The organism is Methylobacterium sp. E-046, assembly GCF_022829625.1.
Classification (GTDB): Bacteria; Pseudomonadota; Alphaproteobacteria; order Rhizobiales; family Beijerinckiaceae; genus Methylobacterium; species Methylobacterium longum.
This window is the reverse complement of the sequence record NZ_JAKSYP010000252.1, coordinates 114,077-140,362: the sequence shown is the minus strand read 5'-3', so window position 1 is coordinate 140,362 and position 26,286 is coordinate 114,077. Positions and strand designations below refer to the sequence as shown.

Here is a 26,286-nt window from a genome sequence, read left to right as displayed (position 1 = left end):
CGCCCGGACAACGGATTTCGCGCGGTTCAGCGCGCGAGATAGTCGGTCAGGGTCATCCCGAACAGGATGGCGACCCAGAAGAAGCCGAGCCCCGAGAACAGCCGGATCAGCGGCGGCTCGTGGATCACCTCCATGGAGACGAGGAGGATCAGCGCCACCATCACGGCGACCACGCCGAGCTCGACGATCCAGACTTGCGCGAAGGGCAGGGTGGCGCCCAGCGTGACGTTCACGGCGAGCAGCGCGAGCAGCGCCAGGAAGGTGAGCACGGGGGTGCGCAGGCGCTTCCGGAGCTGGGCGCGGTCGTCGGCACGCAGGGCGGCGAGGGGATTGCGCATCCTACCGGTTCACCACGTAGAGGATCGGGAAGGCCAGGATCCAGACGAGGTCGATGAAGTGCCAGTACAGGCCGTAGATCTCGATCCAGTTCTGGTGCCGGGCGAGGAAGCCGGCCTTGGCGGCCATCCAGGTCATGCCGAGCAGCAGCGCGATGCCGGTGAACAGGTGCAGCGCGTGGAGCAGCGTGGCGACGTAGTAGAGGTTCACGAACAGCCGCGCGGCCGGCGTCTCGGCGAGCGCGAAGGGGCGGCTACTCAGGAACGGCATCATGTGCTCGTCCCAGTCGGCGTAGTACTCGTAGCCCTTCAGCACGAGGAACAGGCCGCCCAGCGCCGCGGTCGCCAGCATCGCCCGGACCATGGCGCGCTGCCAGCCCATGCGGGAAAACTCGATCGCCATCGACATGGTCAAGCTGGAACAGATCAGCACCACGGTGTTGGTGGCGCCGATCCAGAACTTGAGGTGCTTGGCCGCCGCGACCGTCGCCTCGGGATGCTGGATGCGGGTGATCAGCGCCACCAGGAACAGGGCCGAGAACAGCAGGAGCTCGGTGATCAGCCACGCCCAGATGCCGAGCGTCGCCGCCGCGCGCTGCTGGGCGATGCTCTCGAAATGCTCGGCCCGCGCGACGCCGACGCCGTCCGCCAGGGGCTGGCTCATCCGTGCTGGTCCCGGGATTCCTGGGCCTGGATCGGGTAATCGTAGGGGATGCGCGGGACCTCCGGGGGCGTGAGGAAATTGTGCGTCGGCGGCGGGGAGGCGGTCTCCCACTCGAGCCCCTTCGCGTTCCACGGGTTGGCGGGCGCCTTCCGCCCGAACCACAGGGAATAGACGAGGTAGAGCATCGGGAAGATGTAGCCCGCCGCCAGGATGGTGGCGCCCGCCGAGGACAGCACGTTGAGGAGCTGGAACTCGGCCGGGTAGGTCGCGTAGCGCCGCGGCATCCCGAGATAGCCGAGGATGAACTGCGGGAAGAAGGTCACGTTGAAGCCGAGGAAGATCAGCATCGCCGAGACCCGGCCCCAGGGCTCGCTGTACATCCGGCCGGTGAATTTCGGCCACCAGAAGTGCAGGCCGCCGAGGAACGCCAGCACCGTGCCGCCGACCATGATGTAGTGGAAGTGGGCGACCACGAAGTAGGTCGCGTGAATGTGCTGGTTGATGGCGAGCGTCGCGAGGTAGAGGCCGGTGAGGCCGCCGAGCACGAACAGGCCGATATAGCCCATGGCGTAGAGCATCGGCGTGTCGAGCCGGAGCGAGCCCTTATGGATCGTGGCGGTCCAGTTGTAGACCTTCACGGCCGAGGGCACCGCCACCGCGAAGGACAGGGCGGAGAAGACCAGCGAGGCCAGGTCGCTCTGGCCGTTGACGAACATGTGGTGGCCCCAGACGAAGAAGGTCACCGAGGCCAGCCCGATCGACGCGTAGGCGACGAAGCGGTAGCCGAACAGCTTCTTCTGCGCGAAGGCCGGGACGATCTCGGAGATCACCCCCATGCCGGGCAGGACCATGATGTACACGGCCGGGTGCGAGTAGAACCAGAACAGGTGCTGGAACAGCACCGGGTCACCGCCATAGGCCGGGTCGAACACGCCGATGTGGAAGGCGCGCTCCGCGATCAGCAGGATCAGCGCCGTGGTGATGACGGGCGTCGCCAGCAGGAAGATCAGGCTCGTGGCGTAGTGCGCCCAGACGAAGATCGGCAGCTTGAACCACGTCATGCCGGGGGCCCGCATGGTGTGGATCGTGACCACGAAGTTGAGGCCCGTCAGGATCGACGAGAAGCCCACGATGGTGACGCCGATCAGCGCCGGCAGCACCCAGGTGTTCGAGAAGGCGGTGGAGAGCGGCGCGTAGAAGGTCCAGCCGGTGTCGACGCCGCCGAGCACCACCGAGACCAGGGTGAACAGGGCGCCCGCCATGAACACGTACCAGCTCGTCAGGTTGAGCTTCGGGAAGGCGAGGTCCTTGGCCCCGATCATCAGCGGGATCAGGAAGTTGCCGAAGGTCGCGGGGATCGACGGGATCAGGAAGAACCAGACCATCACCACGCCGTGGATGGTGAAGGCCTTGTTGTAGGTGTCGTTGGTCATGATCGCGCCGTTCGGCACGACGAGCGCGAGGCGCACCACTCCGGCCGCCAGGGCGCCGATCACGAAGAAGCCGGTGATGGAGACGAGGTAGAGGATCGCGATGCGCTTGTGGTCGGTGGTGAGGAACCACGAACGCAGGGTCGATTCCGCGTGCAGGTAGTCGGCCTTGCGGCCGATCGTCGATTCCGGGGTGTGAGGTTCGCGGCGGGCGGTGCCGCCGATGCTGCCCGATGCGCTCATCGTGTCGCCCTCGGTCGCCTTGGCGAATGTCTAAGGAGGCGAAGCGGCCGGACGATCACGCGGGTCTTCCTTCCAGCACTGCGGGGGGAGGGAGAGCGGCGCGGCCTGCAAGCCGACCCCTGAATCTCCGAGGTGACGCCGGTCATCATCGTGTCGCGTCCGCGGCCCTTGGAGCCGGATAGGCTTTCAGGAAATCGATCAGCCGTCCCAGTTCGTCCTCCGGGATCCGCCCGGCGAAGCTCGGCATGACCTGCTTGTACCCTTCGGCGAGCCGGTCGCCGTTCGGGTTCAGGATCTTCTCGCGCAGCCATGCCTCGTCGGCGGTGACGGTACGGCCGTCGGCGAGCTTCACCGAGGAACCGTAGAGGCCCGCGAGGCTCGGTGCCCTCACGGACGAGCCGGGCTCGTGGCAGCCGGCGCAGCCGAAGGCCTCGTAGAGCGCCCGACCGGCCGCGACCTTGCCCTGCTGCGCTCCGGCATGGGTCAGCCAGTCCTGATAATCGCCGGGGTTCATGAAGGTAACCTCGCCGCCCATCACGGAATGGTCGGTGCCGCAATATTCCGAGCAGTAGAGGTGGTAGGTGCCGGTCTTGTCGGCCTTGAACCACAGGTCGGTGTAGCGGTCGGGCAGGGCGGCGACCTGCAGGCGCACCGCCGGGAGGTAGAGGGCGTGGATCACGTCCTGGCTGATGATGCGCAGGCGGATCGGCTGGCCGATCGGAAGATGCAGGTCGTTGATCTCGGACTGGCCGGTGGGATGCTGGAACTTCCACATCCACTGCCGGCCGATCGCCTCGACCACCATGGCGTCGGGAGGCGGGTTCTTGGAGTGGATGTACAGCCGCGCGCCCCAGACGAAGAAGATCAGCGTCAGCAGGAACGGGATCAGCATCCAGCTGATCTCGATCAGGTTCGAGCGGATGCCCGACGGGCTGCGGTCCGCCTCGGAACCCTCGCGGTAGCGCACCGCGAAATAGGTGATCGCCAGGAAGACCGGCACGGTCAGCAGCAGCGTCAGCACCGTGAAGGCCAGGATGAGCACGTCCGTCTCGGTGGCGGTGGCGGAGACCGCGGCGGGCCAGAGCTGGAGGGAATCGTGGCCCGGGGTCATCGGTCTCCGGGCTCCGCCGCGTCGAGGGGGCGGCCGACGATCAGGTCCATGGCGCGTCCGATCGGGATGCGGGCGCGGGTTCGGGCCTCGTCCCGGTAGCCGTAGCCGTCCAGATGCGCCTCCGTCGCCGCCCGCTGGCGGTTGAGGTCGGCATACGGGTCGGCCTGCAGGTTCGGGGGCGGCGGCACGAGCCGCGTGGTCTGCTGGGGCGTCAGCGCGGGCAGCGCTTGGCGCTGACCGGCCGCGAAGGTGCTCATCATCCAGATCATCGTCCCGACGACCGTCAGCACCGCGAGCGCGAGGCCGGCCATTACCAGGGCGGTGTTGCGGACGTCGACGTCGCGGGTCTCGTGGCCCGGCCCGTCGGGCTCACGGGGGGCGTTGGCGGCGGGCTTCTGCGGCCGCCCGGCCAGGAAGCCGCTGCCGCGCAGGGTCAGGCCGGCCAGGATCGCGGGGATCAGCCCGGAGGGTCCGCCCGCGCTCATGCCGGCCTCCCGGCGCGGCGGGCCTCGGAGGCCGCCCGGTCGGCACTCGGCCGCAGGACCGGCCGGAGCGCGGCGGCGAGGCAGGCCACGGCGCAGGCGGCGAGCACGTCGCTGGGCCGGAGGACGAAGCGGTCCCGCAGGGCCGGGGTGACCAGCCAGAACATCTCCAGGGCGTGGACCGCGAGCGCCGCGCCGGCCAGGATCCGGGTGGTCGGGCGTCCCGGCCGGAGGGTCGCGAGCCCGGCCAGCACCACGACCGCGCCGGCCACGATCGCCAGCGCCCGCCCGAGCCAGCCGCCGCGGGCGAAGTACCACGACACCTCGGGCGGCAGGTTCGCCGACCAGACGATCAGGAACTGCACGAAGTGCAGGTAGGCCCAGAGCCCGAGCAGCACGACCAGGGGCACCAGCCGGCCGCGGCCGGGCGCGGTCCGGCCGCGGCCCACGGGTTCCGGCTCCTCCCAGGCGAGCAGGATCGCCGCCGCGAAGGCGAGGCCGCTCCAGGCCGTCATCACGAGCAGGCCGAGGAGGGTGGAATCGAGCCGCGGGTCCAGGGAGGCGACCACGTCGGTGACGAACAGCGTGCCGATGACCGCGTGCAGCCCCACCGCCGGCACGGTCCGCCCCTCGCCGGGCGCGTCGAACGGCCGGGCGAAGCGCAGCGCCAGCCAGGTCCAGGTGCCGAGATAGGCGACCACCCGGATCGCGAAGAACGGCACCGTGAACCACAGGCCGGCCAGAGGCGTGCGCGCCGGGGCCGCCACCCACGGGTAGAGCAGCGACACGGCGGCCAGAACCGGCAGCGACAGCAGGGCCGCGACCGGCATCAGCGCCATCAGCCGGCGCAGGCCCGCCAGCATCTCGATGCCGCCGCGGGCGCGGACGCGCGCGCCGAACCGCTCGGCCACGATGACCACCGGCAGGGCGCCGACCGGCAGGGCGAGGAGGACCAGCCAGGCCGCGAGATACGAGGCCGTCGCGCCGCGCCAGCCGCCCGCTGTCAGGCAGCAGGCCAGCAGACCGAGCCCGGCGAGGCCCAGGAGGGCGCGGCGGCTCACGGCTTGGCCTCCAGGCGGGCACGATCCTCCGCGGCCAGGCTCGCCACGGCGGCATCCTGGCTGAGCTGGAGGGCGCGGACGTAGGCGACGATCGCCCAGCGGTCCGCGGAGGGGATCATCTGGGCCATGCCGAACATCGCCTTCCGGCCGTTCGCGATCGCGTCGTAGATCTCGGCCGCGGAGGCCCTGCGCAGGGGCTCGGCCGTGAGGTTGCCGGCGGACGGGAAGCCCCGCGCGACGATCATGCCGGCGCCGCGCCCGTCCTGGCCGTGGCAGGGCGTGCAGAACACCCCGTAGCGCTCCCGGCCCCGGTCGAGCAGGTCCCGGGTGATCGTCGCCGGCTGCGGCGCCGCGCGGGCCGGATCGACCCGCGGCACGGTGCCGGCCACCGGCTGGCGCATGGTGATCTCCCGCGGGAAAAACGGGTTCTTGTCCCAGGTCTTGGCCCGGGCCTGATCGGCCATGTCGGCCTCGCCGCAGGCGGCGAGGGGGGCCAGGGCGAGGAGGGCGAGCGGCAGGGTGCGGAGGACGGCGCTCCTCATCGCGGGATCCGCCGGATCTCGAGGGGACGCCCGGCCTCGGCCGGCAGGGCCGCGAGCCGCCGCTCGATCCGGCCCGCGTCGAACCGGTCGCCGCGCGCCTCCGCGGAGAGGAAGAACCGGTCCTCCGAGGCCCGCAGGAAGCCCGGGATGTTGAAGGCCGGGTGGTTCAGGCGGGGCAGGCGGTTGAGCACCAGGAGCGCGAGGTGGATCGCCCCGCAGCCCGCCATCATCGCGAAGGAGACGCTCGGCACCACGAAGGAGGGCCAGGACAGGCGCGGCCGTCCGCCGATCAGGAAGACGTAGTCGTAGGCCGTGGCGTAGATGCACAGGGCGAAGAAGCCGGTGCCGCCGAGCAGCGCACCGGCCAGGGCGTAGGGCAGGATCGAGCGGCCCTCCAGACCCAGGGCGCGAAGGGTGCGGGGCATCGGCACCGGGCCGTGCCCGTCGAGATGGACGTGATCCGGGCTGATGCCCGAGACCGCCTGGAGGGCGGCGGCGAGGTCGCCCTGGCTCGCGAAGGTCGCGGACACGCCCCACAGGGGCGCGGAGACCGCGTTCTCCTCGGGCCGCGCGGCGGCCCGGGACGCGGCCGCGCGGGCGGCGTCCTGCGCGGCCGGCGAGGCCGTCAGGGCGAGGCGGCGGCTCTCGACGATCGAGACGGCCGGCAGGTAGCGCAGGAACAGGAGCAGCAGGGTCAGGAACAGGCCGACGGAGCCCGCGAAGGTGGCGATGCCCCAGACATCCGTCGTGTAGGGCAGCTTCGAGGACGGCAGGAAGTCCTGGGTCAGGGTGACGACCAGGACCATGACGTGGTCCGCGTAGGCGCCGACGGCCACGAGGAGCCCCACCGCCGCGATGGCGAGCGGCGCCGCGCGGGCGCGCGCCGACCACAGGACCTGCGCGGGGAGGACGAGGCAGAGGATCGCCGTCCAGGAGACCAGGGCGTGGGCGCCGGTCACGCGCCGGACCAGCACGGCGCGCGCTTGCGCGTCGCCGTTGAGGAGGGTGTCGAAGGACTCGGCCGCGTAGCAATAGGCGCTGGCGCAGCCGAGGCAGAGCAGCAGCCGCCCGAGCACGTCGAGGTGGCGGGCCGTCACCAGGCCGTCGAGGCCGTAGACGAGGCGGATCAGCATCACGATCACCGCCGTGACGCCGACGCCCGAATAGACCGCGTTCACCAGGAAGCTCACCGGCAGCAGCGTGCTGTGCCAGCCGGGCATCAGCGAGCCCGCCAGCATCACCGACGCGCCGGTCTGGACCGAGACCACCAGCAGCACGCCGAGGAGCGCCACCGTCCGGTAGGCCTGGAGCCAGATCTGCCAGTGGGCCGCAGACCCGCGCCAACCCGAGGCGACGATGCCGTAGACCTGCGCGCGCAGCAGCGCGAGCTTGCGGGTCGGGGCCTTCGCGTCGGCCTGGCGCATGGCCTCCGCGAAGGCCCGGTCGCGCAGGGTGGCGAGGTCCGGCAGCAGGCCGATGAACCACAGGCTCACGCAGATCACCAGGAACGACACGATGTCGATCGCGTCCCAGAGCAGCGGCGAGCGGAACTGCGGCCAGAGGTCGTAGGTGTTGGGGTAGGGCAGGTTCCAGAAGAAGAACCACGGCCGCCCGAGATGGATGATCGGGTAGAGTCCGGCCGCCGCGGTGGCGAGCAGCGCCAGGGTCTCGGCGACGCGGTTCACCGCCCCGCGCCACTCCGCCCCGAGCAGGAGCAGGATCGCCGAGACCAGCAGGCTGCCGGAGGCGACGCCGATCCACCAGTCGTAGCTCGCGATGTCCAGCGCCCAGACGACGGCGTTGTTGTTGGCCCAGATCCCGGGCCCCGCGTAGAGCAGGTAGGCGAGGGTGAGGGCGAACAGGCCGAGGAGCGAGGCCGACCCCGCGAAGGCGATCCACCAGCGCCGGTTGCCGGGATGCGTCAGCGGGATGGCGGCGACCGCGCCGCCGATGCCCTGGAGGGTCGCGTCGGGCCGGATCAGGGCGCCGGACATGCTCAGCCCTCCCGTCCGGCCGGGGCCGCGGCGGGGGCGAGCCCGGCGAGGTAGGTGGTGCGCGGCCGCGTGTTCAGGTGGCCGAGCAGCGCGTATTCCCGCGGGTCCCGGCGGGCGGCCGAGACCTGGCTGCCCGGGTCGGCGACGTTGCCGAAGGTGATCGCCCGGGTCGGGCAGGCGCCCTGGCAGGCGGTCTCGACGGCGCCGTCGGGGATGGGGGCGTGGGCATCCTTGGCCGAGGTGATCCGCGCCGCCGTGATGCGCTGGATGCAGTAGGTGCACTTCTCCATCACGCCGCGGGCCCGGACCGTGACCTCGGGGTTGCGCTGCTGCTGCTCCACCGGGGTCATGCCGCCGGTGTAGTCGAGGTAGTTGAAGCGGCGGACCTTGTAGGGGCAGTAGCTCTGGCAGGTCCGGGTGCCGACGCAGCGGTTGTAGACCTGCAGGTTCAGGCCCTCGCTGTCGTGGAGCGTCGCCTCCACGGGGCAGCCGAGTTCGCAGGGCGCCTGCTCGCAATGCATGCAGGGCACCGGCTGGAAATGCGTGCTCGGCGCGTCGAGTTCGCCCGCGTAGTAGCGGTCGACCCGCAGCCAGCCCATCCAGCGGCCCTTCTCGACTTCCTCGCGGCCGACCACCGGGATGTTGTTCTCGGCCTGACAGGCGGTGACGCAGGCGTTGCAGCCGATGCAGGCGTCGAGGTCGATCGCCATGCCCCATTGCGCGGCGACCCATCGATCCTGGCTCTCCGGGGGCGGATAGAACGAGGCCGGCGCCGGCGCGCCCTTCGGGTCGCCCACGGGCGCGGCGCCGAGCGCCTGGACGCGCACGAGATCCTGCCCCTCCATGGTGCCGAGGTGCTGGGTGGTGACCGGCATGCGCCGCTCGCCGGTCTTCGTCAGCTTGGCGCCGGCGAGCCGCCAGGGGGAACCCGGCGGGCGCAGGGGGGCGGCGTCGTAGCCGAGGCCGCGGGCGAGGTGGTCCGGCACGTCGCGGCCGTAGCCCAGGCTGAGGGTCACGGTGTCGTCGGCCTGGCCGGGCAGGATCCAGGCCGGGCCCTCGACGGCACGGCCCTCCGCCTCCACGCGCAGCACGTCGCCCGTGGCGATCCCCGCGCGCTCGGCGAGCCGCGGGCTCACCGCGACCACGTTCTCCCAGACCACCTTGGTCAGGGGCTTCGGCAGTTCCTGCAGCCACGCGAGGTCGGCATGGGTACCGTCCCAGATGGTGGGATCAGGGCGGAACAGCACCTCGACTCCTGCCGGCGGCGCGGGAGAGGGGGAGGGGGGCACGGACTGCGTCAGCGCGACCGGCTCGGCCGGATGCGCGCTGTCCACCCAGAGGCCCCGGCGCAGGGCCTCGGAGAAGCGGGCCTGGAACGCAGCGTCGTCCTCGCCCGCGTTCCGCCACTGCGCCTTGAGGAGGTCCAGCCCCTCCTGTCCGCCGCCCCCGCCCGCGCCGGCCAGGAGGGCCAGCATCTCCGGCAGGGTCCGGCCGTTGTACAGGGGGGCGATCGTCGGCTGGATCAGCCCCACGGTCCCGTCGAGGGACCGGACGTCGCCCCAGGATTCCAGCGGATGGGCGGCGGGCAGATGCCAGTCGGCATGGGCGCCGGTCTCGTCGTAATAGAGCCCCGCATGGATCTTGAGCGGCACGCGCGCCATGCGGGCGGCGAAGTCGAGGGCGCCGGGCGCCTCGTAGACCGGGTTGGCGCCGAGCACGATGAGGGCCCGGACGGCGCCGCGCCCCATCGCCTCCGCGAGATCCGCCAGGGTGCCGGCACCGGTCTCCGCCGCGGGCGCCGTGTGGACCAGGGTCGTTCCGGTGTTGCCGAGCGCGCCGTTGAGCCGGTGCACGAGCTCCTGCAACTCCGGGCCCGCGCCCAGGCCGGCGGTGACGATGCCGGCGCCCCGGGCCTGGTTGAGCGCCGCGCCGGCGTCCCGCGTCCAGCGGGACACGGGATCGTCGCCCGCGGGAGCGGCGCCGTCCGCGGCCAGACCCAGGAGGTCCCGGGCCAGAGCCTCGAGTCGGCCGGCCGGCACCACGACGCCGCGATCCGCCTTGGCGCTGGTCAGCGTCGGGGTCGGCGCCGCCGCGTGGAGGGTGAGGAGACGGCCCTCCGCGTAGGCCGCGCGCCGCGCCTCGATCCAGCGCCGGGACAGGCCGACCTGACCGGGGCCGAGGTCCAGGAAATCACCGTCGAGCGCCACGATGGTGCGGGCGCGCCCGAAATCGGGATGGGTCTCCAGCGGCCGCCCGTAGGCCCGGCGGGCCCCCTCGTAGATCCCGTCGCGGCCGGCCCCGGCGCCGACGTACCAGCGCAGCGCCGGATAGGCGGCCCGCAGCCGGGCGATCTGCGCCGCGAGGCTGGGCGAGGTCACCGGGCCGGTGAGCAGGGCGAGGCCCTCGCCCCCGGTCTGGCGCCACCCCGGCAGCCGCCCCTGCAGGTCGGACCGGAACGCCGCCCAGGAACTCGGCCGCCCGAGATGCTGCACCGCCTGGGAGCGGAACGGGTCGTAGAGCCCGAGCACCGAGGCCTGGGCCAGCACGTCGGTGCCGCCGCGGCTCCAGGGATGCTCGGGATTGCCCTCGACCTTCAGGGGGCGGCCGTTGCGGGTGGTGACCTGGATGCCGTTGCCGAACCCGTCGAACAGCGCCGACGAGGCGTAGGACAGGTCCGTGCCCGGCACGATCCGCTCGGGCTGGTTGACGTACGGCACCTCGTAGTCGCGCCCCCCGCCCCCGCCGCAGGCGGTGAGGCCGCCCAGGGCGAAGGAGGCCGCCATCAGCTTCAGGAAGCCGCGGCGCTCCGGCGCGGCGGCGAGCCGCGACGCGGAGGGGAACTCGGCCGCGAGGTAGGCGCGGAACTCCGCGCTGTCAGCTACGGCGTCGAGGCTGCGCCAGAAGCGCGGGCCGTCGCCGCCGGCCAGTCTGGCGCGCAGGGCCGCAAGGTCGGGAGCGGCCGTCATCGGTGGCAGATCCCGCATTCGGTCAGCCGCTCCCCGCCGCGGATATGGTACTGCGCCACGAGCTTCGGGCCCAGGGTCGCCTGATCGGCCGGCGGCTTCCAAGTCATGTTCCAGACCTGATCCGGCGTGCGGACGTACTTCTCCGGCGCCCGGTGGCAATCGAGGCAGAACTGCATCTCGAAGGCGTTGGCCCGGTAGGTCATCTGCATCGACGTGACGTCGCCGTGGCAGGTCGAGCAGCCGATCCCCTTCGTCACGTGGACGGAGTGGTTGTAGTAGACGTATTGCGGCAGCTTGTTCAGCCGCACCCATTCCAGGGGCTTGTCCTGCGCGTAGCTGTCGCGCACCGGCTTGAGCATCTCGGAGCCGGTCCAGATCTGCGAGTGGCAGGTCATGCAGGTATGCGTCGGCGGGATGCCGGCGGTGGCCTCCCGGTCGACCGTGGTGTGGCAGTAGCGGCACTGGATGCCCAGTTCGCCGGAATGGTGCTTGTGGCTGAACGGCAGCGGCTGGGCCGGCGCGATCCCGACGCCCGTGACGTAGTTCGAGCGCACGATCCCGGCCGCCAGGACCGGAAGCCCGACGAGGCAGGCCACGCCGGTCATCAGGGCCAGGCGGTAGAGCGCGTCGGCACCGGGGGTGAACAGCTGCGCCATCAGGCGACCCCGGGCATCGGGCCGGCCGGGCGGCATTCGGTCTGCTCAGCCCCTCGCCGCACGCGTCGCCTCATCCTCTGATCCCGGCCGAAAACGTACTGCGCCGGCTGGCCCGCCCAGTGCGGCTCGGACGGACGCGGCAGCCGGACCGCTCGACGGTACCGGGGGCCGCGCCGTGCGCACAGGGCCTAACCTAGAGCGCTCCCAGACTGGGGCCAGAACTTGAATCAGTCCGGCCGACATGTCGCACGGGGCCGGACCGCACGCATCGCCCATCCCTCGGCCTTTCCCGCCGCCAATCCTACCGCCCTTCCCGCCGCGGGCGTGAAAGCCTATGCGCAAGGTTGCGGCCGACCCGCCCGATCCCCATCGGAGACGCATGGAATCCGATCCCCTCGTCCTGACCTGGCGCGCCGCCCGGCGTCTTCACGCCGCCGCGGCGGCCCTCGCGGTCGGAGTCGGCGCCCCGCTCTGCGCCCTGGCGCTGCTGTGCCTGCGCGACCTGATCGCGGTGCTGCCGCGGGACGAGGCGCCGGTGCTGCCCTTCCTGCGCCTCGCCGTGCCGCTGCCGGGCCGCGAAGTCGTGCTGGTCCCCGGGATGCCGATGCGTCCCGTCGAACTCGAGCTCGCGGCCTTCGTGTGCATCGCCGCCTGCGCGGTGGTCCTGGCCGCACTCGGCTGGAGCGTGGCACGCCTCTGCTTCAAGGCTCAGAACCGGGCCGCCGACACGGTCCGCAATGCGGTCCTGGCGACGATCCTCGACGCGCCGGCCGGAGCGCGGGACGAAGCGCGCAGCCTCGCCCGGATCGTCGGCGAGGTCCTGGCCCGGGCCGACCGGCTCCTCGCTGCCGGCATCGTGCTGCCGGCCATGACCCTCGCGGCCCTGATCCTGGCGCTCGGCTTCGCGGCGCTCGCCGCTCCCCGACTGGTCCCGGCTGCGATCGTCGGGCTCGGGGCGGTCGGCCTCGCCTACGGGCTGGTGCTCGACCGGGCGCGGGACCGGCAGGACCTGCGCCTGCGCTCCAGCGCGCGGGCGGAGGAGAATCTGAACGACCTCGTCCGACGGCTGCCGGCGGTGCGCAGCCACGGGGCCGCCGCCCTTGAGCGGGGGCGCATCGCGGCGCGCGTCACCGCGATGCGCACCAACGTGGCGCGGGCCGAGGCGCGGCTCGCCTACGCGCGGGCCCCGGCTCTGGCGCTCGCGGTGATCCTGCCGGCGATCGCGGTCGGGACCGCCCTGTGGCGCTCGTCCGGGCCCGACGCCGCACCGGTCCCGGCGGTGGATCCGGCCGCGCTGCTGGCGGCGACCGGCGCCTTCGGCCTCGCCGGCTGGCTCGCCGCCGTCTGCGCGCGGCTCTGGACGGTGCGCAGGGCGGTGCGCCCCCGCTTCCGCGACCTCGCCCGCATCATCGCGTCCCTCGAAGGCCGGCAGGCGCGGGCAGGCCGGACCGGGGCCGCCTCGCCTCTGCCGCGATCGGGCATCCTGGCGACGGAGGGCGTCGGCGCCTTCGACGCGGCGACGGGCGAACGCCTGACCGGCGTCGACGTGGCCCTGGCCATGCCGGGGCATGTGGCGATCACCGGCAGCCGCGGCAGCGGCGCCCGGGCGCTGGCCGCCGTCCTGGCCGGCCAGGTGGAGCCGACCGCCGGCGCCGTCACCTACGCGGGCACGGACCTGCGCGGCTTCGACGCCGCCGAACGCGCCCGCCGCATCGCCTTCGCGTCCGGTGAGGCGATCCTGATGGCGGGGTCGCTCCGCCAGAACCTGCTCTACGGCACCGACCCGGTGAGCGCCCCCGACGATATCGCGCTGATCGGGATCAGCCGGCTCACCGGGCTCGACGGCTTCGTCTACGCTCGCGGGCTGACCGGGCAGCTGGACCCGGCGGCGCAGCCGCGTCTGGCGGCCGCCATCGTCACCGCGCGCCGGACCATGCGCCAGGCGCTCGCCGCCAAGGGGGCCGAGCGCCTCGTGGAGCCCTTCGACCCGACACGCTACAATCATCAGGCGAGCGTCGGCGAGAACATCCTGTTCGGCGAGCCGGTGGGCGGCGCCTTCGCGCCCCTGCGCTTCGCCCGCCACCCCTACCTGCGGGCGGTTCTGGAGGCCGAGGAGCTGGTGCGCCCGCTCACGGAGATCGGCCTGTCGGTGGCCCGCAGCACGGTGGAGATCTTCGCCGACCTGCCCAACGACCACCCGCTGTTCGACGCCTACTCGCTGTTCCAGGCCTCGGAGCGCGGGTACTTCGAGGATCTCGTGGTGCGGCTTCCCGATGCAGTGCGCCTGCGCCGGGGGCCGGCGGGCCAGCGGGACCGCACGCGGCTGATCGGGCTGTCCCTGCGCTACAGCGAGACCCGCCACCGCTTCGGCCTGATCGACGCCGCCTTCGAGGCCCGGCTGGTCCAGGCGCGCCGCTCCTTCGCGCGGATGCTGCCCCCCCACCTCGCCGGGGCGGTGGAGTTCCACGATCCCACCCGGGTCAATCCCGCCGCCAGCCTGGAGGAGAACCTGCTGTTCGGCCGCATCAGCCTCGGCGAAGCCAATGCCGAGCCCCGGGTGCGGGAGCTGGTGCGCCGCATCCTGGCCGACGAGGGCCTGGAAGCCGCGGTCTACGGGCTGGGGCTCGACAGCAAGGTCGAGATCCAACCGAGCACCGGAGCGCTCGCGGACGGCGCGATCAACGCCCGCGAGCGGGTGGCGATCGAGCTGAGCCGCTGCCTCGCGCGCGATCCCGACATCCTCGTCGTGGCCATCGCGGCCGACGAGCGCAAGGCCGAGGGCCTGCGCGACCGCCTCGCCCGCCTGCGGCAGGTACGGGCCGGGCGCGGCCTCATCGTCTGCCTGCCCGAGACGGGGGTCCCGGAGGGGGTCGAGCCGTTCGACGCGGTGATCGCGGTGGAGAACAGCGCGGTGGTGGCGCCCGCCACGGCGGCCGCCCCCCGGGAGGCGGTCCCGGCGGGTTGAGCGAGGCGGCCGGGCCGCGCCGCACCGGATGCCGTCGCGCCGTTCCGGGTCGCTTGGCCGCGCGCAGACGCGATGGGTCGGACCGCCCCTTCTGCCCTGGACGGGGCGGAACCGCAGCCTCACGGCCGCCGCAATATTCCGTCAGCTCGGGGGACCGTGCCCGTCCGGCGCCATCCCGGCGAGTGAGCCCGCCGTGTCAGCCCGGCCGAGTCAGCCCGGACGGTTCATGCCCCGAACGCTCCTGAAAACGCTCGCCGCCGGTCTCGCGCTGCTGGCCCTCGCCGGTCCGGCGGCCGCGCAGGCCGGGAAGGCCGAGGCGCCGATCCCGGCCGCGACCCTCGCGCTGATGGCCCAGAAGGGCGTCACGGCCGCGTCGCCGGTGCTGTTCCGGGCCTACAAGAAGGAATCGGAGATCGAGGTCTGGAAGAAGGGTTCGGCCGGATACGTCTTCATCAAGACCTACCCGATCTGCCGCTGGTCCGGACAGCTCGGCCCCAAGCGCAAGACCGGCGACCGGCAGACGCCGGAGGGGTTCTACACGGTGCCGCGGCGTCAGATGAACCCGAACTCGCACTACTACCTGTCCTTCGACGTCGGCTATCCCAACGCCTACGACCGGGCCCACGGCGGCACCGGCTCCGCCGTGATGGTGCACGGCATCTGCTCGTCGATGGGCTGCTTCGCCATGACCAACGCGACCGTCGGCGAGATCTACGCCATCGCCCGCGATGCGCTGAACGGCGGCCAGGCGGCCTTCCAGTTCCAGTCCTATCCGTTCCGGATGACCGCCGAGGCCATGGCGCGGCACCGGACCGACCCCAACATCGCCTTCTGGCGCGAGCTCAAGGCCGGCTCCGACCGGTTCGAGGCGAGCCGCGAGGAGCTCCAGGTCTCGGTGGCGGCGGGCCGCTACGCCTTCGCACCGTCCCGGGTCCCGGCGATCGAGGCCGCCGTGACCACCCGCCGGGCCGTGGAGGAGGCGCGGATGACGGCGCTCGCCGAGGCGGGGGAGCCGGCCGTGCGCACCACCTATTCGGACGGGGGGCAGCACGCCTTCTGGGCGGCCTACACGGCCCGGGGCGGGGCGGTCGGCGACATCAGCCGGCCGGAGGCCCTGGCCTTCGCCGGGCAGGAGGTGGTGGTCGTGCCCGGACACCGGGCCGCGCGCCCCGTGCCCGAAACCGTCTGGGCGGCCTGGGCGGCCCCCGATTCCGTCCTCTCGCCGCGCCGGATGGCCGGCTTCGTCCCGGTCTACGAGCGCCCGCGCGACCTGTTCGGGGGCCTCACGACCCGATTCCTGACGCGCTACGGCGATGGGCTGCCCACGTGGCTGGCGGCGAATCTCGCCGGCGGAACCTCGGGCGGGACGGACCCTCACGGCTCGGCCTTCGGTCTCCGGGCCGCGAGTCTTCTGGCCCCGAGTCTTCTGGCCTCGGCCGAGAGCCTCTAGGCATGCAGTGGCCCCCGGCAGAGGCCCGTCCGTGTGCGCAGCCGCACATCACGGCAGTCCCCGGCACACCAATTCATGATACGGCAGGGGACAAGCGATACTTTCGCGACGTCGGCCTGCCGTATTCAGAGCACCCTTCCCGGAACGGCGACGGGGTTTCGATCATAACCGATCGGGACTGCCCGTCCGCAGATTCGTGATCGCCATGTCCAACAGTTCCAAACCGGCTCGTCCGGCGGCCGATCAGGACCTCGTCCTCCGCTTCTGGGGCGTCCGCGGCTCGACTCCCGTCAGCGGCCCGCAATACGCCGAGTTCGGCGGCAGCACGCCCTGCCTGGAGGTGCGCTGCGGCGATCGGATGTTCATCGTCGACGCGGGCTCGGGCATCTACAATCTCGGACAGGGCCACCGGACCGACCTGCCGCAGGAGGTGGACCTGCTGTTCAGCCACCTGCACCTCGACCACACCGCGGGCCTCCCCTTCTTCAAGCCGGCGGTCCTCGACTCCGACCGGGTGATCAACACCTATTGCGGCAATCTCGGCGGCGAGTCGGCCGGACCGACCCTCGACCGCCTGTTCGCGCCGCCGCTGTTCCCGGTTACACTCGACAAGCTGTGCTGCACCTTCCACCACCACGGCTTCGAGGCGGGCCAGACCCTGACCTTCCCGGACGGGACGCAGGTCGGGACGATCCCGCTGAACCATCCGCAGGGCTCGGTGGGCTACCGGTTCGAGCATGGCGGCCGCCGCCTGTGCCTGATCAGCGACATCGAGCACAGCGATCCCTGGCCGGATCCGGAGCTCGCCAAGTTCGTCGAGGGTGCCGACCTGATGGTCTACGACGGCATGTTCACCGACTGCGAATATCCCACCTGCCGGGGCTGGGGTCACTCGACGTGGCAGAAGGGCGTCGAGCTGGCGCGGATGGCCGGCGTCAAGGCGCTGGCCATCATCCATCTGCACCCGGCCCATTCCGACACGGCCCTGCGCGACATGGAGGCCGACCTCCAGGCCGAGATGCCCGGCGCCTTCATCGCCCGGGAGCGTCAGAGCATCACGGTCGGCGCCCCCCGGTCGGTGAGCCGCCGACCCGGAGGCCGCCCCGCGGTGGCGCGCGAGTTGCGCCGCCGGATCAAGGTCGCCTGAACAGAGGCCGACCCGGCGGCCCGCTCAGGCCGAGCGCGCGGCGGACCGCGCCTTGCGCGAGCGGTTGAACCGGCCCGCCGCGAACAGCACGAACAGCGCGACGCCGATGATCAGGATGCTCCAGCCGTAGGTGCTGACGAGCTGGGCATCGATCGGGTGGCCGATGCGGCCCAGCGCGACGAGGAGCCCGAACACGGCGATCCCCGCGGAGATCAGCATACCAACGATCATGGTGAAGCTCCGGCGCGGCGAGAGGGCCGGAAAAAATGCGCGGGTCCCGCACCTGTTCCCGCCTCGCGCCGCGGTCAAACCCGAAATCTTCGGACCTCGCCTGATTGCAACGCCCTCGCGCGCCGCACTAAGTAGGCGCCTGTACGGCGCCCCGGTGCGCGCCAGGAACCCGAGACCACGGCGATGACCGGCCAAGAGACCACCACCGCGCGGACGACGCAGGACAGCGGGCCCACTTCCGTCGCCGGGCCGGGCCCGCTGCGCCCGCAGGACCAGCTCGTGACGATCTACGGCGGCTCAGGCTTCCTGGGCCGGCACGTGGTGCGGGCGCTGGCCAAGCGCGGCTACCGGATCCGCGTCGCGGTGCGGCGGCCGGACCTCGCGCTGTTCCTGCAGCCCTTGGGCAAGGTCAACCAGATCGTGGCCGTGCAGGCCAACCTTCGCTACCCGGATTCGGTGACCCGGGCCGCCGAGCGGTCGGACGTGCTGATCAACCTCGTCGGCATCCTGCAGGAGACCGGCTCGCAGAGCTTCGCGCGCCTGCAGGTCGACGGCGCCGACGCCATCGCCCGCGCCGCGGCCAGCCAGGGCGCGCGGATGATCCACGTCTCGGCGATCGGGGCCGATCCGGCCTCGCCCTCGCTCTACGCCCGCTCCAAGGCGGAGGGCGAGGCGCGGGTCTTCGCCGCCTGCCCGGACGCGGTGGTGTTCCGGCCCTCGCTGCTGTTCGGTCCCGGCGACAGCTTCTTCAACCGCTTCGCCAGCCTCGCCCGGGCGCTCCCGGTCCTGCCGCTGGCCGGCGGCCAGTCGCGCTTCCAGCCGGCCTTCGTGGGCGACGTCGCCGAGGCGATCGCCCGGGCGGTGGACGGGACCGTGGCGCGCGGCAAGGTCTACGAACTCGGCGGCCCGGAGGTGGGCACGCTGGAGCATTTCGTGCGCTACATGCTGAAGACGATCCGGCGCAAGCGCGCGATCGTCGACCTGCCGCTGCCGGCGGCCAAGCTCCAGGCCCGGCTCCTGGAGATCGCCGACACCCTGACCTTCGGTCTCCTGCCCGACGCGCTGAAGCTGACCCGCGACCAAGTGATCCTCCTCCAGAACGACAACGTCGTCTCGGAGACCGCCCGGGCCGAGGGCCGGACCTTCGAGGGGATCGGGATCACCCCGACCGCCGCCGAGGCGGTGGTGCCGGGCTATCTCTGGACGTTCCGCAAGGCCGGTCAGTTCTCCACCGAGCGGGACGAGGAGCACCTGTCCGAGGTGCCCGACATGCTGGCCTCGACGCCCATGGCGGCCAGCTCGCAGCACCGGCCGCAGACCGCCTCCGGACCGGCGATCGGCGCCGATGCCGGCAGCTCGCCGAACCGCGGCGCCCCGCGCTGGGGCACCCGGAAATCGGGATAGGTGCCGGCCCCTCGCCCGAGCGTGGCGCTGACCACGCCGTCAAACCAGGGATCGGCGGACCGGACGTGAGACGCATCCTCGTCACCGGCGCGGCGGGCTTCGTCGGCGGCCACGTCCTGCCGCTCCTGGCGGAGGCGGGCGACCGCGTGGCGGGGATCGGACGCGGGGAGCCACCCGCCCTGCCGGCCGGCGTCACCTACGAGGCGATCGATCTCCTCGACGAGACCGCACTCGCCGCCTTCGTGGGGCGGTTCCGGCCCACCGAGATCCTCCACCTCGCGGGCCTCGCCTCGGTGGCCGATTCCACCAGCGGGCCGGGGCAGACCTGGCGGGTGAACGTCAACGGCCTGATGAACCTCGTGGCGGCCGTGGAGGCGGTGCCGGGCTGCACGTTCTTCTTCGTCAGCTCCGGCGAGGTCTACGGCAGCGCCTTCCTGGCCGGGCACGCCCTCACGGAGGCGGCCGAACCCCTGCCGCGCAACACCTACGCCCGGTCAAAATGGGTCGGCGAGCAGTTGCTGCGCGACCTGCTGCCCCGGATCGGCGTGAAGCTCGTCGTGCTGCGGCCGTTCAACCATATCGGACCGGGCCAGGACGAGCGCTTCGTGGTGGCCTCGTTCGCGGGCCAGATCGCCCGGATCGAGACCGGGCTGGTGCCGCCCTGCCTGGAAGTCGGCAACCTCTCCTCCTACCGCGACTTCCTGGACGTGGCCGACGTGGCGGCCGCCTATGCCGACCTCATCGGCCGGGCCGCGGCCCTGGCGGAGGGTAGCGTATTCAACATCAGCTCGGGCCGGCCCCGGACCATCGCGAGCGTGCTCGACGACCTGCGGGCCCTGGCACGGGTGCCGTTCGAAATCCGGGTCGCTCCCGAGCGGGTGCGGCCCGCGGAGATCCCCCTGGCCGCGGGTGACGCCGGCCGGCTGCACGCGGCCACCGGCTGGCAGCCGCGGATCGCGTGGGAAGCCTCCCTGACGCGGGTGCTGGACGATGCCCGCGCGCGGCTGGCGGCTTCGCACGGCGCGGGATGAGGCGGGTTCCCGATGGCGTGCGGGCCCTCACGTTCACGCAACGCGGTTCGCGAACGGGAGACCGGCTCCGCGGCACGCCCTCCCCGTCCGCGGGCTCGCAGATCCCCATGTCGGGTTTGAGATCCCCGTTCGGTGGTAGGTGTGGGGGGCGAGACTTCCCCTGCGCACGCCCCTTCGCGGGGGGAAGAAGACGCGCGGAACCGTCGCCGACCCGCCGAAGCTTGCCCGTTCCGCCCCGCTTCTGCCAGGTCGCGAAGTCATGGCGTCGCCGCTACCGCACCACCCCCTTGGCCGTGAGCGCGTCCCGCTCGGCCTCCGGATAATTCAGCTCCTGGGCCAGGATCTCCGCGCTCGAAGCCCCGAGCCCCGGCGGCATGCGGCGCACCGGAAGCCTGCGGCCGTCGAGGCGGTAGGGTGGGGCGATGACGTGGGCGTTCTCGGGCGCAGCGACCACCAGCCCGGCCTCCCGGGCCCGGTCGCAGGTCAGCGCCTCGCGCAGGCCCATCACCTCGCCGCAGGGGATGCCGGCGGCCCGCAGGCGCGCGATCAGCGGCGCGCGCTCACACTTGGCGAGTTCGGCCTCCAGCACCGGGATGAAGGCGGCGCGGTTCTTGGAGCGGTCGAGGTTGGTGGAGAAGCGCGGGTCGGCGACGAGGTCCGCGCGGTCGAGGACCTGCTCGCAGAAACGGCGGTACTGGCCGTTGTTGCCCACCGTGATCACCACCGGCCCATCGCCGGCCTCGAACACGCCGTAGGGCACGATCGACGGATGGGCGTTGCCGTAGCGGGGCGGATCGATGCCCCGGGCCAGCGCCTCCAGGCCGTAATACGAGGTCAGCGCCACGCCGCAATCGAACAGGGCGAGGTCGATCGCCTTGCCGCGCCCGGTCCGCTCCCGCTGGAACAGGGCGGCGAGCACGGCCTGCGCGGCGAACTGCCCGGTGAACAGGTCGACCGCCGCGACCCCGAACTTCAGGGGCGGCCCGCCGGCCTCGCCGTTGAGCGCCATCACGCCGGACTCACCCTGGACGACGAGGTCGTAGCCGGGGCGACCGGCCTCCGAGCCGTCCGAGCTGTAGCCGGCGATGGAGCAGTAGATCAGCCCCGAATTCTCGGCCGAGAGCGCCCCGTAGCCGAGACCGAGCTTCTCGGCCCCGCCGGTCTTGAAGTTCTGGACCAGCACGTCGCTCTCGCGGGCGAGCGCCTTCACGATCGCCAGCCCCTCCGGCGTCGCGAGGTCGACGCCGATCGAGCGCTTGTTGCGGTTGACGCTGTCGAAATACGAGGTGTTGCCGGGGCTCGTCGGCACGCCCCAGTCGCGGGTGTCGTCGCCGCGTTCCGGGTGCTCGACCTTGATCACGTCGGCGCCGAGATCGCCGAGAACCTGCGCACACCAGGGCCCCGCCAGGACCCGGGACAGATCGAGGACGCGGATCCCCGCGAGCGGCAGGTCGGGCTGTTCGGTCGTCATCGTGTTCTCCACCATACCGGGGCGGACAAGACCGCCTGTCCCGACGCGTGCGCGGCGAGCGCGGCGCCGGCGCGACGGGCCCCGGATCGGGCCAGCCGCGGAGTCCTAAGCGCCCATCACGCCGTCGAGGCTGCGCACGGCGTCGATCAGTTTCGGACGCGCCACCTCCATGAGGAAGCGGGCGTCGGTGATGACGGTCGGGGCCCCGCAATTGACCGCCATCGGGGGCAGGCCGCCGCCGGGATGGAACCCCACCGCGATGGCGCAGACCGTCTCCTGCCACTCGCCGAACGAGGTGCAGCAGCCGAGTTCCCGGTGCTCGTCCACCGCCCGATCGAGCCCGGCGCGGAGCGCGGGCCAGGCCACGGGATCCAGCGCCTTCAGGTCCTCGTAGATGCCCGCGCGCTCGCGCTCCGGGCAGATCGCCACGTAGGCGCGGCCCATGGCGCTGCGCGCGAGCGAGATGCGCGAGCCGGTGTCGAGGTTGAGCGAGATCGCCGCCGGGCCGCGCTGGCAGTCGACGTAGCGCATGCTCAGCCGGTCGCGCACCCCGAGCCCCACCGAGGCGTTCGCCGCCTCCGCGACCGCCCGCAGGACCGGCCGGGCGATGGCGCGCACGTCGAGGCCGCCCAGAGCCGCAGAGCTGAGCGCGATGGTGGCGGTGCCGAGGCGGTAGCGGCCGAGTTCGGGCATGTGCTGCAGGTAGCCGAGCTTCGTCAGCGTGTAGGTGAGCCGCGAGACGGTCGACCGCGGCAATCCGCAGGCCTCCGCGATGTCGTGGTTGGCGAGGCTCGTGCGGCCCGGCCCGAAGCAGGCGAGCACCGCCAGCCCCCGAGCCAGGGCCGTGACGAAGTGGCGGTCCTCCTTGGCGCCGGGACCGGGGGCGTCGAGCCCGGGCAGGAGGCTTGTCTCCGCGTCGGTCATCGGCGCAGGAAGGCCGCGAAGGCTGCCTGCGCCTCCGGGGCGCGGCGCAGCGCGTGGAAGACCACCGCCTCCTCGTCGAGTGCGCGGGCCACGGCCTCCTCGTGGCCGCGCCGCAGGGCCCGCTTGGTGGCGGCGATCGAAGCCCGGGGCAGGGCGGCGAGGGAGCGCGCCTTGGCCATCGCGGTGTCGAGCGCCGTCCCGGCCGGGACGGCGGCGTTGACGAGGCCGGCCGCGGCGGCGGCCTCCGCGGTGAAGGGCTCGCCGAGCATCAGCAGCTCGGCGGCGCGCTTCGAGCCCGCCACCAGGGGCAGCAGGTAGCTGGACCCGCCTTCCGGGCTGAGACCCAGCGCGGCGAAGGGCAGGCGGAACCGGGCGCCGTCCCCCGCATAGGCGAGGTCGCAATGGAGGAGCAGCGTCGTGCCGATGCCGACCGCGTGGCCCTCCACGGCCGCCACCACCGGCTTCGGGCAGGTGCGCAGGGCCTTGAGGAAGGTCAGGCCGGGGCTGTCGCCCCCCGCTGCGACGTCCTGGAAATCCCTGAGGTCGTTGCCGGCGGTGAAGCAGCCGCCCGCGCCGGTGAGCACCACGACTCCCACGGCCTCGTCCTGGGCGGCGGCCGCGACGGCGGCGGTCAGGCCCGCATAGGACGCCCGGTCGAGGGCGTTGCGCCGTTCCGGCCGGTCGATGGTGACGAGCCGGATCCCGGGCTCCGGATCGGCGACGCGGATGCTCACGGGGCGGCCTCGCCGGCGAGGTCCGCACCGTATTCCGCCGACAGGCCGGCCGCCCGCGCCCGCGCCGCCGCGTATTCCCGGGCGAGCCGGGCGACGAGGTCGGCGGTGGCCGGCGCATCCGCGATGGTGCCGACGCCCTGGCCGGCGCCCCAGACGTCGCGCCACGCCTTCACGCTGGCGCTGCCGAAGTTCATCGCGGTCTTGTCGCGCACCGGCAGGGCCTCGGGATCGAGCCCGGCGGCCCGGATGCTCGGCGTCAGGTAATTGCCCGGCACGCCGGTGAAGTAGGGGGTGTAGAGGATGTCGGCCGCCGCGCTGCCAGCGATCATGTCCTTGTAGGCCGGGGCGGCGTTCGCCTCCCGGGTGGCGATGAACCGGGTGCCCATATAGGCGAGGTCGGCACCCATGGCCTGGGCCGCCAGGATCGCCGAGCCCGACGTGATGGCCCCCGAGAGGATCAGCGGCCCGTCGTAGAACCGCCGGATCTCGCCGACGAGGGCGAAGGGGCTCAGCGTCCCCGCATGCCCGCCCGCCCCGGCGCAGACTAGGATCAGCCCGTCGACGCCGGCTTCCAGGGCCTTCTCGGCGTGGCGGACGGTGGTGACGTCGTGGAACACCACGCCGCCATAGGCGTGGACCGGGCGGATCACCGCGTCCGGCGCCCGCAGGGAGGTGATGATGATCGGCACGCGGTGCCGGACGCAGGCCTCGACATCCTGCGCGAGGCGGTCGTTCGAGGCGTGGACGATCTGGTTCACCGCGAAGGGCGCGATCCTCCTCGCGGGATCCGCCGCCCGGGCCTCGGCCAGCGTTCGGGTGATCCGCGTGAGCCACTCGTCCAGCAGCGCGGCCGGACGCGCGTTGAGGGCCGGGAAGGAGCCGACCACGCCGGCGAGGCATTGGGCGATCACCAGTTCCGGCCCGGAGACGATGAACATCGGCGCGCAGATCACCGGCAGGGCGAGCCGGCCGCGCAGAGCCTCGGGCAGGCGCCCGGCCGGGATCCGTTCGGGACCGTCGCTCATCGCGCGATCTCCGCCGCCTGACCCCGCGCCGGACGGGCGCTCCCGGACCGCTGGTCCCGATCGATGCCGCGCACCGTGATCCTCCCCTGCCTCCGGCGGTCCGGCCCACGGTCACCCGGCGGCCACCGCAACCGAGTCCCGCCCGGGGCCGTTTTGATGGCATGGGCCCAGGGCGCCGGTCAAACGCCCGAACCGGGCTGTAACTGCAATGCAGAACGGATGTCCCGACACGGCGCGCGCTCCCGATACATCCTTGACGATCGTGAACCGGCAGACCAACATCCAGCCGAGATGCAGACTGTTGTTCTGCACTGCAGAATATGAGGGAGTCCTGAGTGGTTCGCCAGGAGGTCGACGGCGATGTGGCCGTGCTCACGCTCGCCAACCCGCCGGTCAACGCGCTGGGCGCCGCCCTGCGGGCGTCCCTCGACGAGGCCCTGGCGCAGGTCATCGCGGATCAGGCGATCCGCGCCATCGTGCTGGCGGCAGAGGGCAAGGTCTTCGTCGGCGGCGCCGACATCAGCGAGTTCGGGAAGCCGCAGCACCCGCCGAGCCTGCCGGATGTGCTCGAGCGGCTCGATGCCAGCCCGAAGCCGGTGGTGGCCGCCATCGGCGGCGCGGCGCTCGGCGGCGGCCTGGAGCTGGCGATGGCCTGCCACGGGCGGATCGCCGCTCCGTCCGCCAAGATCGGGCTGCCCGAAATCAAGCTCGGGATCATCCCGGGGGCGGGGGGCACGCAGCGCCTGCCCCGCCTGATCGGGCCCGACGCCGCCTTCGCGATGATGGTCACCGGCGAGCCGGTCTCCGCCGAGAAGGCGGCGGCGCTCGGAATCGTCGATTCCGTTGTGCTCGGTGACCTCGTGGCGGCGGCCCGCACTCGCGCGCTGGAGATCGCCGATTCGGGCACGCTGCCGCGGGTGCGCGACCGGTCGGACAAGCTGACACCGGAGGCGCGCGAGAAGTTCGAGGCGCTGGCCGCCGATGCGGTGAAGCGCGATCCCGACGCCACGAACGTCCACGCCCTGGCGCGGGCCGTGCGCGCCGGGCTGGAGCAGGACTTCGACACCGCCGTGGCGACGGAGCGGGCCGAGTTCCGGGCCCTGGTGGAGGATCCGCGCTCGCAGGCCCTGCGCTACGCCTTCTTCGCCGAGCGCGAGGCCGCGCGGGTGCCCGGCCTGCCGAAGGACACGCCCCGCCGCCCCATCCGGACGGCCGCCGTGATCGGCGCCGGGACGATGGGCGGCGGCATCGCCATGTGCTTCGCCAATGCCGGCATCCCCGTGACGGTGATCGAGACGGAAGGCGGCGCCCTGGCGCGCGGCCTCGACCGGGTGAAGGGCCTCTATGCCGGCTCAGCCAAGCGCGGCTCGATCACCGAGGCCCAGCGCGACGAGCGGGTCGGCCGGATCACCGGCGCGCTCGGCCTGGAGCAGGCCGGGGAGGCCGACATCGTCATCGAGGCGGCCTTCGAGGATATGGGCGTCAAGCGCGAGATCTTCTCGAAGCTCGACACGATCGCGAAGCCCGGCGCGATCCTGGCCAGCAACACCTCCTATCTCGACGTGAATGCCATCGCGGCGGTGACGAACCGGCCTCAGGACGTGCTCGGCCTGCACTTCTTCAGCCCAGCCAACGTGATGCGCCTCGTGGAGGTGGTCCGCGCCGAGAAGACCGCGCCGGACGTGCTCGCCACCGCCCTCGACCTGGGCAAGCGCCTCAACAAGCTGCCGGTGACGGTGGGCGTCTGCTTCGGCTTCGTCGGCAACCGCATGCTGGAGCGCCGCAGCCGGGCCGGCGAGCGCCTGCTGCTCGAAGGCGCTCTGCCCCACGAGATCGACGCGGCGGTCACCGCCTTCGGCTTCCGGATGGGGCCCTTCGCCATGGGCGACCTCGCGGGCCTCGATATCGGCTGGCGCTCGCGCAAGGATTTCGGCGGCCGGGCCCCGGTCGCGGATTCGCTCGCCGAGCAGGGGCGCTTCGGCCAGAAGACCGGGCGCGGCTTCTACCTCTACCCGGACGGCGCCCGGACCGGCACCCGCGACCCGGAGGTCGAGGCGCTGATCGCGCGCGTCGCCGCCGAGCACGGCGTCGCCCGCCGCAGCTTCACGCCGGACGAGATCGTCGCGCGGCTCATGTACCCGATGGTCAACGAGGGCGCGCGGATCCTGGAGGAGGGCATCGCGGCCCGGCCCGGCGACATCGATACGATCTGGATCAACGGCTACAACTGGCCCGCCTGGCGCGGCGGCCCGATGCACTGGGCCGATACGGTCGGGCTGAAGACCGTCGCCGAGGCGCTGTCGCGTTTCGCGTCCGAGACCGGCGACGACAGCCAGGAGCCAGCGCCGCTCCTGACGCGTCTCGCCGCTGAGGGCGGCCGCTTCGCCGGCCTGAAGAACGCCTGAGGGGGAGGGGGGATC

21 protein-coding genes are annotated in these 26,286 nt (G+C 72.6%); 6 read left to right on the top strand and 15 right to left on the bottom strand.

Annotated elements, in window-relative coordinates; genetic code table 11:
• Positions 1–26: 26 nt before the first annotated feature.
• The 10 genes from MKK82_RS27870 to MKK82_RS27820 all read right to left on the bottom strand — a co-directional run bounded on the left by MKK82_RS27870 (position 27) and on the right by MKK82_RS27820 (position 11,484).
• Complete coding sequence (locus MKK82_RS27870; RefSeq protein ID WP_238286148.1) at positions 27–338, bottom strand: oxidase; 312 nt, start codon at positions 336–338, stop codon at positions 27–29.
• Between the two features lies 1 nt (position 339).
• Positions 340–999, bottom strand: coding sequence for a cytochrome c oxidase subunit 3 (locus tag MKK82_RS27865; RefSeq protein ID WP_238286150.1), 660 nt, complete (start codon positions 997–999; stop codon positions 340–342).
• A complete protein-coding gene (locus tag MKK82_RS27860) occupies positions 996–2,672 on the bottom strand; it encodes a cbb3-type cytochrome c oxidase subunit I (RefSeq protein ID WP_238286151.1) in 1,677 nt (558 codons plus the stop codon). Before MKK82_RS27860 ends, MKK82_RS27865 begins: the two co-directional genes overlap by 4 nt.
• Before the next feature lie 145 nt (positions 2,673–2,817).
• A complete protein-coding gene (gene coxB, locus MKK82_RS27855) occupies positions 2,818–3,783 on the bottom strand; it encodes a cytochrome c oxidase subunit II (protein WP_238286152.1) in 966 nt (321 codons plus the stop codon).
• On the bottom strand, positions 3,780–4,268 hold the full coding sequence (locus MKK82_RS27850) for a hypothetical protein (RefSeq protein ID WP_238286153.1): 489 nt from the start codon (positions 4,266–4,268) through the stop codon (positions 3,780–3,782). The genes coxB and MKK82_RS27850 overlap by 4 nt, the downstream gene beginning before the upstream one ends.
• On the bottom strand, positions 4,265–5,326 hold the full coding sequence (locus MKK82_RS27845) for a hypothetical protein (protein ID WP_238286154.1): 1,062 nt from the start codon (positions 5,324–5,326) through the stop codon (positions 4,265–4,267). Before MKK82_RS27845 ends, MKK82_RS27850 begins: the two co-directional genes overlap by 4 nt.
• Positions 5,323–5,868: a c-type cytochrome gene (locus MKK82_RS27840; RefSeq protein WP_238286155.1), complete on the bottom strand. Its 546-nt coding sequence runs from the start codon at positions 5,866–5,868 to the stop codon at positions 5,323–5,325. The genes MKK82_RS27845 and MKK82_RS27840 overlap by 4 nt, the downstream gene beginning before the upstream one ends.
• Complete coding sequence (locus MKK82_RS34080; RefSeq protein ID WP_279603313.1) at positions 5,865–7,862, bottom strand: quinol:electron acceptor oxidoreductase subunit ActD; 1,998 nt, start codon at positions 7,860–7,862, stop codon at positions 5,865–5,867. The genes MKK82_RS27840 and MKK82_RS34080 overlap by 4 nt, the downstream gene beginning before the upstream one ends.
• Before the next feature lie 2 nt (positions 7,863–7,864).
• Complete coding sequence (locus tag MKK82_RS27825; protein WP_243987497.1) at positions 7,865–10,828, bottom strand: TAT-variant-translocated molybdopterin oxidoreductase; 2,964 nt, start codon at positions 10,826–10,828, stop codon at positions 7,865–7,867.
• The gene (locus tag MKK82_RS27820; RefSeq protein WP_238286157.1) at positions 10,825–11,484 is read right to left on the bottom strand and encodes a cytochrome c3 family protein; all 660 of its coding nucleotides are present in this window, start codon (positions 11,482–11,484) and stop codon (positions 10,825–10,827) included. Before MKK82_RS27820 ends, MKK82_RS27825 begins: the two co-directional genes overlap by 4 nt.
• 379 nt (positions 11,485–11,863) lie before the next feature.
• Between MKK82_RS27820 and MKK82_RS27815 the strand changes: the two genes are divergently transcribed.
• The 3 genes from MKK82_RS27815 (at position 11,864) to MKK82_RS27805 (ending at position 17,046) form a co-directional block, all read left to right on the top strand.
• A complete protein-coding gene (locus tag MKK82_RS27815) occupies positions 11,864–14,449 on the top strand; it encodes an ABC transporter ATP-binding protein (protein ID WP_238286158.1) in 2,586 nt (861 codons plus the stop codon).
• A 226-nt stretch (positions 14,450–14,675) separates the two neighbouring features.
• The gene (locus MKK82_RS27810) at positions 14,676–15,899 is read left to right on the top strand and encodes a murein L,D-transpeptidase family protein (RefSeq protein WP_238286160.1); all 1,224 of its coding nucleotides are present in this window, start codon (positions 14,676–14,678) and stop codon (positions 15,897–15,899) included.
• A 205-nt stretch (positions 15,900–16,104) separates the two neighbouring features.
• Complete coding sequence (locus tag MKK82_RS27805; RefSeq protein ID WP_238286161.1) at positions 16,105–17,046, top strand: MBL fold metallo-hydrolase; 942 nt, start codon at positions 16,105–16,107, stop codon at positions 17,044–17,046.
• Positions 17,047–17,070: 24 nt separating this feature from the next.
• On the opposite strand, the gene MKK82_RS27800 is transcribed toward MKK82_RS27805, so the two are convergent.
• On the bottom strand, positions 17,071–17,277 hold the full coding sequence (locus tag MKK82_RS27800) for a hypothetical protein (protein WP_238286162.1): 207 nt from the start codon (positions 17,275–17,277) through the stop codon (positions 17,071–17,073).
• A gap of 183 nt (positions 17,278–17,460) precedes the next feature.
• On the opposite strand from MKK82_RS27800, the gene MKK82_RS27795 reads away from it, so the two are divergent.
• Positions 17,461–18,681 carry a complex I NDUFA9 subunit family protein gene (locus MKK82_RS27795; RefSeq protein ID WP_243987496.1) on the top strand — a complete coding sequence of 407 codons (1,221 nt, stop codon included), beginning with the start codon at positions 17,461–17,463 and terminating at the stop codon, positions 18,679–18,681.
• A gap of 65 nt (positions 18,682–18,746) precedes the next feature.
• Entirely contained in the window at positions 18,747–19,712 is a 966-nt protein-coding gene (locus MKK82_RS27790; RefSeq protein WP_238286164.1) for a GDP-mannose 4,6-dehydratase, read from the top strand.
• 271 nt (positions 19,713–19,983) lie between these two features.
• Here the strand turns inward: MKK82_RS27790 and MKK82_RS27785 are convergent, their stop codons facing one another.
• The 4 genes from MKK82_RS27785 to MKK82_RS27770 form a co-directional block, all read right to left on the bottom strand.
• On the bottom strand, positions 19,984–21,183 hold the full coding sequence (locus MKK82_RS27785; protein ID WP_243987494.1) for a CaiB/BaiF CoA transferase family protein: 1,200 nt from the start codon (positions 21,181–21,183) through the stop codon (positions 19,984–19,986).
• A gap of 105 nt (positions 21,184–21,288) precedes the next feature.
• Positions 21,289–22,107 (bottom strand): IclR family transcriptional regulator, encoded by an 819-nt coding sequence (locus MKK82_RS27780; RefSeq protein WP_238286166.1) that lies wholly within the window; start codon positions 22,105–22,107, stop codon positions 21,289–21,291.
• Positions 22,104–22,841: an enoyl-CoA hydratase-related protein gene (locus tag MKK82_RS27775; RefSeq protein ID WP_238286168.1), complete on the bottom strand. Its 738-nt coding sequence runs from the start codon at positions 22,839–22,841 to the stop codon at positions 22,104–22,106. Before MKK82_RS27775 ends, MKK82_RS27780 begins: the two co-directional genes overlap by 4 nt.
• The gene (locus MKK82_RS27770) at positions 22,838–23,866 is read right to left on the bottom strand and encodes an NAD(P)H-dependent flavin oxidoreductase (RefSeq protein ID WP_238286169.1); all 1,029 of its coding nucleotides are present in this window, start codon (positions 23,864–23,866) and stop codon (positions 22,838–22,840) included. Before MKK82_RS27770 ends, MKK82_RS27775 begins: the two co-directional genes overlap by 4 nt.
• 335 nt (positions 23,867–24,201) lie before the next feature.
• Here MKK82_RS27770 and MKK82_RS27765 point away from each other — a divergent pair, with 335 nt between their 5' ends.
• A complete protein-coding gene (locus MKK82_RS27765; RefSeq protein ID WP_238286170.1) occupies positions 24,202–26,271 on the top strand; it encodes a 3-hydroxyacyl-CoA dehydrogenase NAD-binding domain-containing protein in 2,070 nt (689 codons plus the stop codon).
• The last annotated feature ends 15 nt before the right edge of the window (positions 26,272–26,286 follow it).